Origin of the sequence: uncultured Spongiibacter sp., from assembly GCF_964011655.1 — a bacterium.
GTDB classification, from domain to species: domain Bacteria; phylum Pseudomonadota; class Gammaproteobacteria; order Pseudomonadales; family Spongiibacteraceae; genus Spongiibacter; species Spongiibacter marinus.
On record NZ_CAXGPO010000002.1, the window covers coordinates 179,039 to 194,343 of the forward strand.

Sequence of the window (15,305 nt, forward strand, 5' to 3'; positions counted from 1 at the left end):
GGCAGTGGCGGCGAAGCGCTGGCTTAACCCAGCGTGGCTTTGAAAATGAAGAAGAAAATAATGGCCAGGCCGGCACCCGCGGGCAGGGTCACGATCCACGACATAAAGATGTTGCGGATCACGCGCAGATTCAGCGCCGCAATACCGCGTGCCAAGCCTACGCCCAACACGGCACCCACCAGTGTGTGAGTGGTTGAGATGGGCAGGCCGGTGGCCGATGCCAGCACAACGGTTGAGGCTGCACCCAGCTCGGCCGCAAAGCCGCGGCTCGGGGTCAGCTCGGTGATCTTGGTACCAACGGTGGCGATAACCTTAAAGCCGTAAGTCGCCAGACCGAACACAATACCGCCAGCACCCAGCAGCAATACCCACCAGGGCAGGGCTGCTTTTGCGGCGATTTCGCCGCCGGACTGAATAACGCTAACCACCGCTGCGACCGGCCCGATGGCATTGGCCACATCGTTGGAGCCGTGGGCAAAGGCCATGGCGCAGGCAGTGAATACCATGAGTACCGCAAAGACGCGCTCGACGCTGGCAAAGCGCGAATGGCCAGTCGGGTCGGGCTCGTCCTTAATGCGGCGCAGGAACAGGTTGCCGATAAAGGTAATGATCAGGCCCGCTACGGCGGCGTACATCAGGCTTTGGCCAAAGGTCAGGCCCAAACCAATATGCTTGAGGCCTTTCACCATGGTGACCATGGAGATCATGAAGCCGACCAAGAACAGGTAGTAAGGGATGTAGCGTTTCGCTGCTTCGAACGGCTTTTCGGCGCGCAAGATCAGGCTTTGCGCGCTGATAAACAGCCCGAAGGAAATCGTCCCCGCGAGCACCGGAGAGACCACCCAGCTGGCGACAATTTGTCCGACTTTGCCCCAGGCGACGGCGTCGACATCAATACCCACGGCGGCAAAACCGACCAGTGCGCCAACAATGGAGTGGGTGGTGGAAACCGGCCAGCCCATCAGGCTGGCAACCAGCAGCCAGGTGCCAGCGGCAAGTAGCGCCGATAACATGCCGTAGACGAGTAATTCGGGACTGTCGGCAACATAGGCGGGGTCGAGTATGCCCTTGCGAATAGTCTGGGTGACTTCGCCACCGGCCAGGTAGGCACCGCAGAATTCAAACAGCATGGCGATAAGAATCGCCTGTTTAATGGTCAGCGCCTTGGCGCCAACCGAGGTACCCATCGCGTTGGCCACGTCGTTGGCACCAACGCCCCAGGCCATGAAAAATCCAAAGAGGCAGGCGAGAATCAGCAGCAGTTGCCCGTGTTCAGCAATGATAGACATGAGTCTTCCTTAAATACGTGTGAAACCCTTGCTTAGCGGGCAATAATAATTTGCAGGCGTGAGCCGACTTTTTGTGACTTGTCCGACAGCTCGCCGATCAACTCAATAATTTTGTAGAGGAACATGGCGTCCACCGGCGGCAGGTCGCGCTCAATGCCGTAAAGTTCGGCGCGAATCGTTACCTGCAATTGGTCGGCTTCATACTCGAGGCGATCGAGCTCTTCGATCATTTTCTCAACCAGCTTTACTTCGTGGCCGCGAAAGCCCGTTTCCAGCAGTTCGTCCAGCTCTTCGATGGCCTTCTTGGCCTGCGACGATGTGGCAATAGCCAGGTCGACGTAGCTGCGCATATCGTCGACAAGTGATGCAGGAATCTCCATGCGGCGACCGAGCATCAGGCCTGCGATATCTTTGGCGCAGTTGGCAATGCGGTCTTGCATGCTGATTAATTCGAGAAGGTCGGAGCGGGGAACGGGGAGGAAAAGATTACTGGGGAGGTTGAGGCGGATTTGCTTCTTGATCAGGTCTGCCTCGTGCTCCAGCTTAACAATTTGCTGCTGAGCGGTTTCGGCGCCTTGCCAGTCTTTGTCGATAACCGCATTAATAAATGGCTGCAAGGCTATCGCACAGGCCTCGGCTTTCTTAATATGCTCCTGTATGGGTTCAAAGGGTGACTTACCAAACAGGTTGTTTAGCTTATTTAAGGGCACGTTAAGGCTCCTTTGCGCACATGAGTAGTTGAGTGGCGGCGATTATACGGACGCAGTGTCGCCCCCTCCAGTTTTTTGCACGGTCGCCTCTCGCTGGCTGAGCGGCTTGCCGTACTATAAATACAAAATATGACAATTCGGAGCTTCAATGCCCAACTCGCTGAAAACACAGGGCCCCCTCGATACCGCAGTGCTACTCCGGCAGCTGGTTGACGACGGCCTGCTTGAGCCAGTTGCTGCCAAGCGCGCCGGTGTTAATCCACCGCGCAAAGGCGAGCGCCTCCAGCACCCGCTCAATTACCTGGCCAGCCAGCAACTTGCCGATGCGCGGCGCAGCGGGGCGACCCTCAGTATAGACACTCTATTGCAGTGGCTGAGCGATCGCTGCGGGCTGGGCTTTCAGCGCATTGATCCTCTAAAAATTGATGTGCCCTCGGTCACCGAGGTTATGTCCTTTGCCTTCGCTCAGCGCCATCGCATTCTGGCGGTGGCGTCCACGCCGGCCGAGGTGGTGATCGCCTGCGCCGAACCCTTCGTTGATGGCTGGGTGAGTGATTTGCAGCAGGTATTGAATCGCCCTATTCGCCGGGTGATCGCCGACGCCGATGCCATCGACCGCTATACCGTGGAGTTCTACAGCCTGGCGCGCTCGGTGCGCGGCGCCAGCACCGGGGAGCGCAGCAGCACGACCAACCTGGAACAGCTGCTCGAAATCAGCAAACAAAAAGACCTGGATGCCAACGATAGCCACGTGGTGAATATTGTCGACTGGCTGCTGCAATACGCCTACGACCAGCGCGCCAGCGATATTCATATCGAGCCCCGCCGCGACCAGGGCAATGTGCGCTTTCGCATCGACGGCGTGTTGTGCACGGTATACCAGTTGCCCGCAACCGTGCTCACGGCGGTGGTCAGCCGCCTCAAGATTCTCGGCCGTATGGATGTGGCAGAAAAACGCCGCCCTCAGGATGGCCGCCTGAAAACCAAAAACCCCGCCGGGCAGGAAATAGAGCTGCGGCTGTCCACTCTGCCGACCGCTTTCGGCGAGAAGATGGTCATGCGTATCTTCGACCCCGAGGTCTTGCTGCGCAGCTTTGACGAACTCGGCCTGCGCGGCGACGACCTGCAGCGCTGGCAGTCGATGATCGGCGCGCCCCACGGCATAGTGTTGGTCACCGGCCCCACCGGCTCAGGTAAAACCACCACGCTCTATTCCAGCTTGCGCAAGATCGCCAGCCCCGAGGTAAATGTTTGCACCATTGAAGACCCGATCGAGATGGTCGAAGAGGCCTTCAATCAGATGCAGGTGCAGCACAATATCGGCCTGGACTTTGCCGGGGGCGTGCGCGCGCTGCTGCGCCAGGACCCGGACATTATTATGATCGGCGAGATCCGCGACCTGGAAACCGCCGAAATGGCCATTCAAGCGGCGCTTACCGGTCATTTGGTGATCTCTACCCTACACACCAACGACGCGCCCTCTGCGGTTACCCGCTTGCTGGAGCTGGGCGTGCCCGCCTACCTGATTCGCGCCACCGTGCTCGGGGTGATGGCGCAGCGTTTGGTGCGCACTCTGTGCCCGCACTGCAAAACCGCCGTCGACAGCAGTGAAGCCGACCCTGCCGGCAGTGAATGGGCCGCCTTGGCCGCGCCCTGGAAACTGTCACCGCCTGCGCGCTACTTTGCCGCCACTGGCTGCCTGGAGTGTCGCAACACCGGCTACTACGGCCGTCAGGGCATTTATGAAATTCTCACCCTCGAAGGCGAGCTGCAGGCGGCGATTCAAGACGATGTGGCACTGGACCAGATGCGCCTGTTGGCGATGAAAAAAGGTATGAAAACACTGCGCCTCAGTGGCGCGAGAAAGGTGGCCGCTGGCGAGACCACCATTGCAGAAATTATGCGCGTGGCGCCGCCGGTGCAGTCGCACTAGGGTGCGCACCGAATCCATAACCGCCCGCCTGATGGGGATGATGTATGAGCACAGCATTAAACGTGCAAACCGATGAGTTACCTGCGCTACTTGCCGAGGGTTTAGATGCCCGTTGGCAGAGTTTTCTTCAGCGCTGCAGCGAGCCGCAGGCCCAGTGGTATCAGGAATTTGCCCAGTCGGAGGCGCGCCCCAAACTGCTGCTGGCGATCGCGGCCAGCCCGATTTTTCTCGACTACTGCCAGCGTTTTCCACAGGCGCTGATCGACCTGCAACAGCAGGGGCTATTGGATGCACCGCTGTCCGCCGGCGAGTTAACTGAGCAACTGGCGGCCGAGTGCGACGCCTGCAGCAATGCCGACGAGCTGGCCAAAACCCTGCGTCAGTTTCGCTACCGCCACTGGTTAAGATTGGTGTGGCGCGATCTGAACCGCCTTTGCGATATGGTCGCCACCACTGCCGAACTCTCGGCTCTGGCCGATGTATGCGTGCAGCAAGCGCTGGCTTTTTTGCACCGCGAGTTGTGCCGGGAATGGGGTGAGCCGCAGTCTGCCGACGGCCGCCCACAGCAGCTCAGTGTTATTGCCATGGGCAAGCTGGGCGCCGGTGAACTGAACCTCTCGTCAGACATCGACCTGATCTTCAGCTATCCCGAAGCGGGCAGCACAGTGGGTGGCCCGCGCAGCGTCGACAATCAGGAATTCTTTATTCGCCTTGGGCAGCGTTTGATCAAGGCCTTGGATGCGCGCACCGCCGACGGCTTTGTGTTTCGCGTGGATATGCGGCTGCGACCCTATGGCCAGAGCGGGCCGCTGGTGGTCAGCTTCGACGCCATGGAAGAGTACTACCAAGACCAGGGGCGGGACTGGGAGCGCTACGCGCTGATCAAGGCGCGCTGCATTGCCGGTGACGAAGCGGCAAATCAACGCCTGATGGCCAGCCTGCGGCCGTTTACCTACCGCCGCTATCTGGACTTTTCCGCTATTGAGTCGCTGCGCGATATGAAGGCGATGATCCAGCGCGAGGTCGCGCGCCGCAGCCTGCACAACAACATCAAACTCGGCGCGGGCGGCATCCGCGAAATTGAATTTATCGCCCAGTGTTTCCAGTTGATTCGCGGCGGTCAGGAAATCAGCCTGCAGCAGCGCCCACTGCGGATTATTCTCGATGAGTTGCGCGACATGGAGCTGTTGCCCGCCCCGGTGGTGGACGAGCTGCAGGCGGCCAATGTCTTCCTGCGCAACGCCGAGCATGCCATTCAGGCCTGGCGCGACGAGCAGACTCAGCAGCTGCCCGATGCACCGGCGCCTCAGGCGGCGTTGGCGCTGAGTATGGGCTTTGACAGCTGGGAGGCCTTCACGGCGGCACTGGCCGAACACCGCCAGCGTGTCGATGAGCACTTTGCCAATATTATTGCCGCGCCAGAAGAGGAGGGCAGCACCGATCGCGCAGCGATTCAGCGCTGGGAAGTGCTGCTGAACGACCCCGATGCCGACTCACTGACCGAAGAGTTGCAAGCGGCGGGCTACAACGATGCCGCCGAAGTCGCGCGGCGCTTGCTGGCGCTATTAACCGGGGCCGGCGTGCAGCGCATGCAGGGCAGTGCGCGGGAGCGCCTGGACGATTTCCTGCCGCTGCTGCTGGAGCAGGTTCAGGAGGCGGAAGACAGCGGTCGCGCCTTCCTGCGGTTGATCCCGTTGATCGAAGCCGTGCTGCGCCGCACCGCGTATCTGGTGTTGTTAATGGAAAACCCCGCCGCGCTGGGGCGCTTGGTCAGGTTGTGCGATGCCAGCCCCTGGGTGTCGCGGCAGTTGGCGGCGCACCCGGTGTTGCTGGATGAATTGCTTGACGCCAGCAGCCTGTACTCAGTGCCCGACAAAGACGGTCTGCGCAGCGAGTTGCGCCAGCGCCTGCTGCGCATTCCCGAGGACGACCTGGAAGCGCAAATGGAAGCGCTGCGCTACTTCCGCCTGGCCCATGTTCTCAGGGTGGCGGCCTCGGAAATTACCGGCAGCCTGCCGCTGATGAAGGTCAGCGACTACCTGACGTTTATCGCCGAAACGGTAATGGAATTTGTCGTGGATATCGCCTGGCAGAATCTGGTGGAGAAACACGGCACCCCCTGTGGCGACGACCCGCGCCGCCATTTTGTGATTCTTGCCTACGGCAAGATGGGCGGTATCGAGCTGGGCTATGGCTCAGACCTGGATTTGGTATTCGTGCACGACGTACCCGCCGGCGTGGTCAGCGATGGCGAGCGCCCGCTGGATGGCACCATGTTCTATACCCGCCTGGGGCAGCGCATCATTCATATTCTTACCGCGCAAACCCGTCTCGGTCAGCTCTACGAAGTGGATATGCGCCTGCGGCCGTCGGGTAACTCGGGGCTGTTGGTAAGCTCGTTCTCGGCCTTTCGCGACTACCAGCGCGGTCAGGCCTGGACCTGGGAGCATCAGGCATTGGTGCGGGCGAGGGTGGTGGCCGGTGACCCGGTACTGGCCGAAAAATTTACCGAGCTGCGCGCCGATGTGTTGGGCAGCGAGCGCGATCTTGCCAAGCTGCGCGAAGACGTACTGAGTATGCGCGACAAGATGCGCCAGCACTTGTTGCCGTCAGGCGGTGAAAAAAACCACGAATTTGATATCAAACAAGGCCTTGGAGGTATCGTTGATATAGAATTTATGGTGCAATATGCCGTTTTAGCTTGGTCGCATCAGCACCCGCCACTGCACTACCACACCGACAATATTCGGATCCTGGAGTCCCTTCAACAAGAAGGTTTGATTCCCGAGGCTGATGCCCGGGCCTTGATCGAGGCCTATATCGCGTTTCGCAGCCAGTCGCACCGGGCCAGCTTGCAGGAACAAAAGGGACAACTCAGTGGTGAGGCCCTCGCAGAGGAACGCGGCGCCGTGCGTCGAATCTGGCAACAGATATTCGACGAGCAATAACCGCATAACAGTAATTTTCAGGAGTAAACGACAATGTCCATGGCCGATCGCGATGGTCTAATCTGGTTCGACGGTGAAATGGTGCCCTGGCGCGATGCCCGTGTACACGTACTCACCCACACGCTGCACTATGGCATGGGCGTATTTGAAGGCGTGCGCGCCTATCACGCTGGCGATCGTGGAACCTGCATCTTCCGCTTGAACGAGCACACCGACCGCCTGTTCCGCTCAGCCCATATCATGAATATGAGCATGCCCTTCGACAAAGACGTGATCAACGAAGCGCAGCGCCAAGTGGTCCGCGAAAACAATCTCGACGAAGCCTACCTGCGCCCGATGGTATTCCTCGGCTCGGAAGGCATGGGATTGCGCGCTGACAACCTGCGCACTCACGTTATTGTTGCTGCCTGGGATTGGCCCAGCTACATGAGCCCGGAAGCGCGTGACAAGGGGATTAAGGTGCGTTGCAGCTCTTACACCCGCCACCACGTCAACATTTCCATGTGTAAGGCGAAGGCCAATGGCCACTACATCAACTCGATGCTGGCGCTGCGCGAAGCGCTGGACAGCGGTTGTGAAGAGGCCTTGTTGCTGGACAACGAAGGCTACGTGGCCGAAGGCAGTGGTGAGAACATTTTCATCGTTCGCGATGGCAAACTCTACACGCCCGAGCTGACCAGTTGCTTGGACGGCATCACCCGCAACACCATCTTTGCCTTCTGCAAAGAGCTGGGTCTGGAAGTGGAAGAAAAGCGCATCACACGCGATGAAGTGTATGTTGCCGACGAAGCCTTCTTCACCGGTACCGCAGCGGAAGTTCTGCCTATTCGCGAGCTGGATGGCCGTCAAATCGGCAGTGGTGTACGCGGCCCGATCACCACCGAGCTGCAAAGCCGCTACTTTGACCAGGTCAAAGGTCGTCGCGAGCAATTCCCTGAGTGGTTAAGCCCCGTCGCTTAAGCCCCTGTGCGTGAGCTGCCCGGTCGGCTCACGCATTGCTTCTCCCCTTATTAGCTTTCCCCCTGCGGTGCCTGATAGCGGCATTCCCCGCGAATCTTCAATGCATTGAGCACTGCGTATTGTTCCAGCGTGATATAGCCGTAGGGGCAATAGGCCTGCAGGCGACTGTCGTTGCGCAGCATACGTTGCGCCTGTTTCAGCAGCTCGTCGTCACTGGGTGGGCGTTTTTGTGGGCGATTCGGGTCCACCGTGTGGCGAATCGGTTTCACCGGCGGGAGGGCGATTCGCAGTTGGTATTCAAACAGTTTCAGGTCGCCACCGCGATTCAGCGGCGTGAATAATCCCCTGTCCTGCGGTGGGCTGGGCTGGCTGCTGCAAGCGGCGGTCAGGGCGCAGGCGATAAAAGCGCTGTAAATGGCACGCATCTTTATGGTTTTCCTGGCATTTTTGCGGGGCCTGGCAGTGTAACATGACAAACTGGTAATCCCTCTAGTGGGCCGCGAGACGGGCCGTCGGTGGATTTATCCACAAGCGATGGTTAGAATCCGTTCACTTACGAGGCGTCATGCCCCGCGATAGCTGCGGCGGCCCAAGGCCCGCACGCGAGCCGCCAGTGTGAATAGCGGTCGCGGCGATAAGAGGCCGGGCACGTCAGAAACAATCCTAACAAACAGCGATAACGGCTATGTCATCAGACCCAACCGCGCTTGCCCAGTCCGCCACCGCGGCGACCGGGTCGGCCCAAGTTATTCCCATTGAAGAGGCGCGTCCGCAGCGTCGCCTTCATATCTGTCTGCTCGGTTATCGCAGTGCGCCCTTTGGTGGCGGTCAGGGTATTTACCTCAAGTACCTCAGCAAGGCTCTGGTGGATGCCGGTCACGAGGTCGATGTGATCTCGGGGCAGCCCTATCCCCATCTCGACCCGCGGGTGAAGCTGATCAAAATGCCGGGCATGAACCTGTTTGAAACCGGCCTCGGTTCGCTGCGCCCCCATCACCTTAGCTCGCTCACCAATATCATCGAGTGGAGCAGTAAGCTGACCGGCGGTTTTGCCGAGCCCTACTGCTTTGGCCGCCGCGTGGTGAAATACCTCAAGCGACACGGTCGCCACTACGACATTATTCACGACAACCAAAGCCTCAGCTTTGGCATGCTCAAACTGCAAAAGCTCGGCTTTCCGCTGGTTACGACCATTCATCACCCCATTACCAGCGACCTGGATATTGCCCTGAAGGCTGCCAATTCCCTGGTTGACCGGGTGCTGATACGGCGCTGGCACAGTTTCATTCAAATGCAGCGCCAGGTTGCGCCGCAGTTGCACCATGTGGTCACCGTTTCTGAGCGCTCCCGCGAAGACATCGCCGCCGCCTTTGGGATGCAGCCCGCCGCGATCCAGCTGGTGCACTGTGGTATCGACACCGACGAATTCCGCCCGCTGCCCAGCGTGAAAAAAATACCGCGCCGCTTAATGGCAACCGTGTCGGCCGATGCGCCATTGAAGGGCATGAGCTACCTGTTTGAAGCCGTGGCAAAACTGCTGCCGCGCTACCCCGACCTGCAGCTGTTAATGGTGGGTAAAATTCGCGAGGGTGGCGAGGCCGAAGCGCTGATCGAAAAGCTTGGCCTGCACAATCACATTGCCACCGCCTCGGGCATCAGCACCGAGCAATTGGTGCGCTATTACAATGAAGCCGAAGTCGCCGTCGTGCCTTCGGTTTACGAAGGCTTTGGCCTGCCCGCCGGCGAAGCCATGGCTTGCGGTACGGCGCTGGTATCCACCACCGGCGGTGCGCTGCCAGAAGTCACCGGCGACGCGGCCCTGCAAGTGCCGGTGCGCGACGCCCAGGCTTTGGCCGATGGCATCGATGCGCTGCTCAGCAACGCCGAGCAACGGCGCGCTCTGGAAGTGGCTGGCCGCGAGCGCATGGAAGAATTGTTCTGCTGGAGCCGCGCCGCCCAGCAGATGCTGGACTATTACGAACAGGTATTACGCAGTGAAAACGGTTGATTTTAAACACTTTGCACTCCAGCCCGGCGACCGCCTGCTGGACCTGGGTTGCGGCGAAGGCCGCCACGTTATCTCTGCTTATGTGGAAGGTGAAGTCACCGCGGTAGGCGTCGACCTGTGCCTGAAAGACCTGCAAACCGCCCAGCAGCGCGCCGCTGATTTTGTTGACGGCAGCGATGACAAACGCGCCTTTGGCCTCGCCAATGCCGATGCCATGAACCTGCCCTTTGCCGACAACAGCTTCGACAAAATCATCTGCTCAGAAGTATTGGAGCACATCCCCGACTATCAGGCCGTGCTCAAAGAGATCGAGCGCATCCTTAAACCTGGCGGCTTGTTTTGCGCCAGCGTGCCGCGCGCCTGGCCAGAAAAAATCTGCTGGGCATTGAGCGATGCCTACCACCAAGTGGAAGGCGGTCACCTGCGTATTTTCAAAGCCAGCGAGCTGCGCAAGCAGATCCAAGGTCTGGGTTTCCGCTTCTACCGTCGGCATTGGGCACACGCCTTGCATTCCCCCTATTGGTGGCTGAAATGCGCCTTCTGGGAGCAGGACAACAACCCGCTGGTAAAGAGCTACCACAAACTGCTGGTCTGGGACCTGATGGATCGGCCGTGGATCACCCGCACCGTCGAGCGTGGCCTCAACCCGGTAATGGGCAAATCAGTGGTCATGTATTTTGAAAAAGGACAGGCAGCATGAGCGGACTGTTTCTCAGCAAGGGGTTGTACCCGGAAGACTTCTTCCGCGCCACCATTGAGTTCCTGAAGCGCGAGCAACAGGCCGACGGCAGCATCCCCTGGTTTGAGGGCGGTCACGCCGACCCCTGGGACCACGTCGAGTCCGCAATGGGGCTGAGTATTGGCGGCGAATATGACGCCGCCGAGCGCGCCTACTTCTGGCTGCGCGACAGCCAGCTTGCCGACGGCAGCTGGTGGGCCGCCTATCGCAACGGCGAAGTGGACAACCGCGAACGCCGCGAAACCAACTTCGTCGCCTATATTGCCACTGGCGTTTGGCACCACTACCTCATTAGCCAGCGCCGCGAGTTCCTGCAAGCCATGTGGCCCTGCGTGCAGCGCGCCATCAATTTTGTGGTGGGCCAGCAAAGCCCCCACGGCGACATTAACTGGGCGGTCGATGCCGATGGCCAGTCGATGGAAGACGCGCTGGTCACCGGCTGCGCCTCCATCTACAAAAGCCTGGAATGTGCCTGGAATATCTCGGTTGTACTCGGCGAGCCCCGCGACGAATGGCGCGCCGCCCGCGCCGCTCTCGGCGACGCCATGCGCAACAAGCCCGAGCGCTTTGACCGCACCTGGGAAAGCAAGGCCCGCTACTCCATGGACTGGTTCTACCCCGTCCTTACCGGCGTAGTGCCGCCCGCCAAAGGCAGCGCCCACCTGCAAAAGCGCTGGGGCGAATTCGTTGAAGACGGCCTCGGTTGCCGTTGCGTGTCCGACGAGCCGTGGGTTACCGTTGCGGAATCCTGCGAGCTGACCATGGCCCTGCTCGCCGCCGGCGATCACGCGCGCGCGGTGAACGTTTATAGCTGGCTACACCAATGGCGTGACGGCAACGGCGAATACTGGACCGGCTACCAAATGGTCGAAGACCTGCTGTGGCCCGATGAGCGCCCCACCTGGACCGCCGCCGCCATCCTGCTTGCCGCCGATGCGCTCACCGAGCACACCCCGGCCCATCACCTGTTTAAAGAAGTGCGTCTGCTGGAAGTTGAAGCAGAGCTGGCGGAAGAAGCCGAGCGCTACACCAGCGGGCGCTAACAGCGTTCGCGCAATTCCCGCACACCTCCCGTCGTGCTCGGCAGCGCTGAGGGGGAGGGTGTTGCCCGACCCGTAGGAGCGGGCCTGACCGCGACCGACCCAGCGCTTGTAGGAGCGGTTTTAACCGCGATTCGGACTTCGAATACGCCGCAGGCCTTCTTATACCCACCTTGTCTAATTTGCATCATTTACTGATGGCATTGGTTTCGCCCTTGCTGGGCGACCTACTTATTTTTTGTGCGAAAAAATAAGTAGGCAACAAAAAGCGCACCCCGCATCACTGTCGTCGGCTGTCGCCGCCGATCCCCTGCGCGCGACGCGAGCTGTGCGGGCGCTGCGGAACTCGCTTCGCTCAAACAGTCCTCGCGCAATTCCCGCCCACCTCCCGCCGTGCTCGGCAGCGCTGAGGGGGAGGGGTGTTGCCCGACCCGTAGGAGCGATTTCAACCGCGAATAGAAGCCTAGCTAATGTGGTTCCTGACTGATGCTCCTATGGTTCGCTAATTTTTCCAGATGCTGATGGGAAAGATGGATAGTGTGACGTTCAAGGCGCTGACTTCATTTGATTCGTACTAGATAAACCCTGCTATAAAACTGATGAAAGACTTGATCCTATAGCAGCGCGACTTTATGGTATTTAAGCCGTAGCGACGCACTAGCATGTGCTCCCACAAATACCGAAGGAATGGTGAAACGCTCATAATGACAATCCCTGTCATCTTCCTGTATACGCATACAGCGTATCCCGTTTTATCCTTTCTGCCAGTAAAGTGGCCCTGTTATCGGCTGTGGCGAAACCTGAATTCAAAATACCCTATTAAAAACAATGCGTTAATAAAGGATCAAAAAAGAGCCAGTGTGACAGATGGCCGCCCGATAATATTTATTATGAGGCCGTAGGCTTCATAATCAGGCTGTTAAGGCCTTTTGAGATATTGCATGGATAAAGAAAAGATATATCAAATAGCAATTGATACAAGAAATTTTGAAATCCAATTATTCTGGCAGCGGTCAAATTATTTCTTGGTTTTAAATACTGCAATTGCCGTGGGTTTGTTCTCTGTTAAAGAGCCAGTCTATGCGGTAATTCTAGGTACGTTTGGAGTTGTGACTTCTTTTTTGTGGTTTAGAGTAAATTTGGGCAGCAAATACTGGCAATCTAGGTGGGAGCATCGCGCATCCACAGTCGAAAAACAGCTGGGTACAAATGTAGACCTTTTTTCTGCAATAAAGCCCGTATTAGACCAAGATGTTCGGCTTTCTCTTCTTAACAATAAAGACTCGGATCAACTGTCTTTATACGATTACGGTGTTATGAGGAAACCATCAGTAAGCAAGGCAATGGCAATGTTATCAATTTCATTTATTGGCTTATGGTCCTGTTTACTTGGCCTTTCGTTAGGTGAATGGCTATGGCCTTAACAAGGCAAGACATAGGGCTGGCGGCGTTAATTTTACGGGATAGTTCGAGATGGAAGCTGAGCTTAAAGAAATAGCTAGCGCAATAAATGAGTTGTCTACAGTTAACCCTGTAAAGGACTATATTTTTCCATTGGCGATCGTTCTTATCGGTGGATTAGTGGCCCATTTTTCTGCTGCGTATCTAAGATACTTAGATGCGCAGAAAGAAAAATTGGATATTGCTAATGATTGGATATTGGGAATGCAGCAGGCGTTCAATTCATTAATGGCTATTAAGGGCAACTACTTTGGAAAGTTAACTGATGCCCCGCTTCAACGAGCCGGAGCATTTCCAGAAGTCATTGGGTCGTCACAAACCATTGATTTAAAGATGAACAAGTTATCCTTTATTGTTCAGCCTCTAGAAGAGTTCTCGGAAGAAGATAACTTCCATATGAATCCGGCATATATATCTGGGTTGCAACACAACTATAATCTGCTGATCAATATGCTCCAGAGAAGGAACATGTTAGCTGCGCAGATTATACCAACTTTAGGGCAGCATTACTCAACTAGGGGCGTTCACTTAGATCTTGAACTAGAACAAATCTATCAGGTTATACCCCCTTCTGAATTTCTAGGCTATGTTCAACTCACGGAGCAAATAATTAAGTCAACAGACGAGTTGCTTATTGCAATCCATAACTTTCTTTGCCAGTTTCCTGATATTTGCAAACTTTCCATAGATACACAAAGAATTAAGCACTATAGAAAAGTGGTTGAAATATACTATGACAGAATGGATCTTTTGGAAAACTCTCCCACTGTTAACTATGGCGCACTAGCCAAGCTATTTAGAGTGACGGAAGAAGAGGTCAGAGAAAGGTTTTCCACTGGTTATGAAAATCAGCCAGTGCCTATAGAGAAGACAACCGAGAGCCTAAAAAATCCTGGCGTTGACGATGCAATTAAAAAGCACAAGCTGAATGATTCTATCAAGAAACGTCATCGGTATTGGTGGGTATAAATATAACAAGCAAAGGCAGTCGGACGTGTAGTTCTCCCGGTTTGACAGATACCGCCCGACCAATAGGGTCAGAGTCATTGATACCCGTTTACTGCCCAGCCCTTTCCCCCCCTCAGCGCTGCCGAGCACGGTGCAAGCAGCACGGGAATTGCGCGAGGACTGTTTGAGCGCAGCGAGTTCCGCAGCGCCCGTGCTGGTTGTACCGCGCGCAGGGGATCGGCGGCGATTAGCCGACGACAGTGATGGGGGGTGCGCTTTTACTCGGCATTGCATGCCTCGCCCTTCGGGTCGCCGACGAGCGGCGCTCAATGCAGAAAACGCATTGTTGTTGCCTACTTGTTTTTTCGCATAAAAAATAAGTAGGTCGCCCAGCAAGGGCGAAACCAAAGCCATCAGCACTAATGAAAGTGAGCGCTGCGTCGGGCTTGCAGAACGGAGCCACCTTAGCCGCGTTGAAGGTAAAGGTCGCGGTCAGGCCCGCTCCTACATAAGCATGATTCGCGCGTATTTCTAATAAAATAAGCCGCTCGCCCCGCCAGGGCGAAACGCTCACCATCAGCAAATCCCGCGAATATTCCTCTCTACCAATTCCCGCCATAGCCGCTCGTGATTCTCCAGCTCCAGGTGCTGAGAGGTGCTTTGCAGTTGCGCGGGCAGGTCGAGAAATTGGCCACTGATACTGGCCTGACTGGACGAGCTTTCGAACAGGGCAAAGCCGAGGGTCATCCACAGCAGTGACTGGGCGTGGCGCACGGCGAGGCTGTCTTCTACCTGCATGGCTTTGATGGGCTCTGCCAGCGCGGCGATGGTGGCGACCATGGCTTCGGCGGGCAGGCTGTTGTTGAACTGGGGTAGCAGGCCGGGAAAGGCGAGTACTTGTTGGCGCAGTTGGTCGAGGAGTTTTTCCAGGCGTTGGGGGTGGCTTAACCCCGCTGGCAATGTACTGGCATCCACGCTGAGTACGCTCTCGCCGATGGCGGTGAGCAGTTGTTGTTTGTTTTCAAAGTAGCGGTATAGGGAGGTGGGGCTAATGCCCAGCTCCTTGGCCAGTTGCCGCAGGCTGAGCGCCGCGAGGTCTTGCTGTTGGGCGAGTTGCAGCGCTACAGCGAGAATCTGCTCTTTGCTAGTGCTGCTGGGGCGGCCAACGCGGCGCGTGTTACGGGTCATGGTTTATCCTTCTTTTTAAATATAGTAACACCGTTAACTAATTCGTGTTAGCATCGTGTCATTGGCGTTCAATAACATAAC

Annotated in this window: 12 protein-coding genes; 8 read left to right on the plus strand and 4 right to left on the minus strand. The window is 57.1% G+C overall.

Annotation, left to right across the window (positions count from 1 at the left end; translation table 11 throughout):
• Nucleotides 1-23: 23 nt before the first annotated feature.
• Together ABNS66_RS02140 and ABNS66_RS02145 are read right to left on the minus strand one after the other, a co-directional pair.
• Nucleotides 24-1,289: an inorganic phosphate transporter gene (locus tag ABNS66_RS02140; protein WP_204997141.1), complete on the minus strand. Its 1,266-nt coding sequence runs from the start codon at nucleotides 1,287-1,289 to the stop codon at nucleotides 24-26.
• A 32-nt stretch (nucleotides 1,290-1,321) separates the two neighbouring features.
• Nucleotides 1,322-1,999: a TIGR00153 family protein gene (locus ABNS66_RS02145; RefSeq protein WP_286836483.1), complete on the minus strand. Its 678-nt coding sequence runs from the start codon at nucleotides 1,997-1,999 to the stop codon at nucleotides 1,322-1,324.
• A gap of 148 nt (nucleotides 2,000-2,147) precedes the next feature.
• Between ABNS66_RS02145 and ABNS66_RS02150 the strand changes: the two genes are divergently transcribed.
• The 3 genes from ABNS66_RS02150 to ABNS66_RS02160 are packed head-to-tail and all read left to right on the plus strand — an operon-like array spanning nucleotide 2,148 to nucleotide 7,840.
• On the plus strand, nucleotides 2,148-3,932 hold the full coding sequence (locus ABNS66_RS02150; protein WP_286836481.1) for a GspE/PulE family protein: 1,785 nt from the start codon (nucleotides 2,148-2,150) through the stop codon (nucleotides 3,930-3,932).
• A 44-nt stretch (nucleotides 3,933-3,976) separates the two neighbouring features.
• The gene (gene glnE, locus ABNS66_RS02155) at nucleotides 3,977-6,880 is read left to right on the plus strand and encodes a bifunctional [glutamate--ammonia ligase]-adenylyl-L-tyrosine phosphorylase/[glutamate--ammonia-ligase] adenylyltransferase (protein WP_286836480.1); all 2,904 of its coding nucleotides are present in this window, start codon (nucleotides 3,977-3,979) and stop codon (nucleotides 6,878-6,880) included.
• A gap of 33 nt (nucleotides 6,881-6,913) precedes the next feature.
• Nucleotides 6,914-7,840: a branched-chain amino acid transaminase gene (locus ABNS66_RS02160; protein ID WP_204997145.1), complete on the plus strand. Its 927-nt coding sequence runs from the start codon at nucleotides 6,914-6,916 to the stop codon at nucleotides 7,838-7,840.
• Between the two features lie 50 nt (nucleotides 7,841-7,890).
• Here ABNS66_RS02160 and ABNS66_RS02165 read toward each other — a convergent pair whose 3' ends face one another.
• Nucleotides 7,891-8,265, minus strand: a complete 375-nt coding sequence (locus ABNS66_RS02165; RefSeq protein ID WP_286836479.1) for a hypothetical protein — start codon at nucleotides 8,263-8,265, stop codon at nucleotides 7,891-7,893.
• A 260-nt stretch (nucleotides 8,266-8,525) separates the two neighbouring features.
• Here ABNS66_RS02165 and ABNS66_RS02170 point away from each other — a divergent pair, with 260 nt between their 5' ends.
• The 5 genes from ABNS66_RS02170 (at nucleotide 8,526) to ABNS66_RS02190 (ending at nucleotide 14,057) form a co-directional block, all read left to right on the plus strand.
• Nucleotides 8,526-9,848, plus strand: coding sequence for a glycosyltransferase family 4 protein (locus tag ABNS66_RS02170; RefSeq protein WP_204997147.1), 1,323 nt, complete (start codon nucleotides 8,526-8,528; stop codon nucleotides 9,846-9,848).
• Nucleotides 9,835-10,548, plus strand: a complete 714-nt coding sequence (locus ABNS66_RS02175; protein WP_204997148.1) for a class I SAM-dependent methyltransferase — start codon at nucleotides 9,835-9,837, stop codon at nucleotides 10,546-10,548. Before ABNS66_RS02170 ends, ABNS66_RS02175 begins: the two co-directional genes overlap by 14 nt.
• The gene (locus ABNS66_RS02180) at nucleotides 10,545-11,630 is read left to right on the plus strand and encodes a prenyltransferase (protein ID WP_204997149.1); all 1,086 of its coding nucleotides are present in this window, start codon (nucleotides 10,545-10,547) and stop codon (nucleotides 11,628-11,630) included. The genes ABNS66_RS02175 and ABNS66_RS02180 overlap by 4 nt, the downstream gene beginning before the upstream one ends.
• 938 nt (nucleotides 11,631-12,568) lie before the next feature.
• Nucleotides 12,569-13,051 carry a hypothetical protein gene (locus tag ABNS66_RS02185; protein WP_286836478.1) on the plus strand — a complete coding sequence of 161 codons (483 nt, stop codon included), beginning with the start codon at nucleotides 12,569-12,571 and terminating at the stop codon, nucleotides 13,049-13,051.
• Nucleotides 13,052-13,100: 49 nt separating this feature from the next.
• Nucleotides 13,101-14,057 (plus strand): hypothetical protein, encoded by a 957-nt coding sequence (locus ABNS66_RS02190; RefSeq protein WP_286836476.1) that lies wholly within the window; start codon nucleotides 13,101-13,103, stop codon nucleotides 14,055-14,057.
• 555 nt (nucleotides 14,058-14,612) lie between these two features.
• Here ABNS66_RS02190 and ABNS66_RS02195 read toward each other — a convergent pair.
• Nucleotides 14,613-15,224, minus strand: a complete 612-nt coding sequence (locus ABNS66_RS02195) for a TetR/AcrR family transcriptional regulator (protein ID WP_286836474.1) — start codon at nucleotides 15,222-15,224, stop codon at nucleotides 14,613-14,615.
• Nucleotides 15,225-15,305: the final 81 nt, after the last annotated feature.

What these genes read in the sequence shown, in the direction of transcription:
- ABNS66_RS02140 (WP_204997141.1), bottom strand. Translation starts at nt 1,289, where the DNA reads ATGTCTATCATTGCTGAACACGGGCAACTGCTGCTGATTCTCGCCTGC.
- ABNS66_RS02150 (WP_286836481.1), top strand. Translation starts at nt 2,148, where the DNA reads ATGCCCAACTCGCTGAAAACACAGGGCCCCCTCGATACCGCAGTGCTA.
- glnE (WP_286836480.1), top strand. Translation starts at nt 3,977, where the DNA reads ATGAGCACAGCATTAAACGTGCAAACCGATGAGTTACCTGCGCTACTT.
- ABNS66_RS02160 (WP_204997145.1), top strand. Translation starts at nt 6,914, where the DNA reads ATGTCCATGGCCGATCGCGATGGTCTAATCTGGTTCGACGGTGAAATG.
- ABNS66_RS02165 (WP_286836479.1), bottom strand. Translation starts at nt 8,265, where the DNA reads ATGCGTGCCATTTACAGCGCTTTTATCGCCTGCGCCCTGACCGCCGCT.
- ABNS66_RS02170 (WP_204997147.1), top strand. Translation starts at nt 8,526, where the DNA reads ATGTCATCAGACCCAACCGCGCTTGCCCAGTCCGCCACCGCGGCGACC.
- ABNS66_RS02180 (WP_204997149.1), top strand. Translation starts at nt 10,545, where the DNA reads ATGAGCGGACTGTTTCTCAGCAAGGGGTTGTACCCGGAAGACTTCTTC.
- ABNS66_RS02185 (WP_286836478.1), top strand. Translation starts at nt 12,569, where the DNA reads ATGGATAAAGAAAAGATATATCAAATAGCAATTGATACAAGAAATTTT.
- ABNS66_RS02190 (WP_286836476.1), top strand. Translation starts at nt 13,101, where the DNA reads ATGGAAGCTGAGCTTAAAGAAATAGCTAGCGCAATAAATGAGTTGTCT.
- ABNS66_RS02195 (WP_286836474.1), bottom strand. Translation starts at nt 15,224, where the DNA reads ATGACCCGTAACACGCGCCGCGTTGGCCGCCCCAGCAGCACTAGCAAA.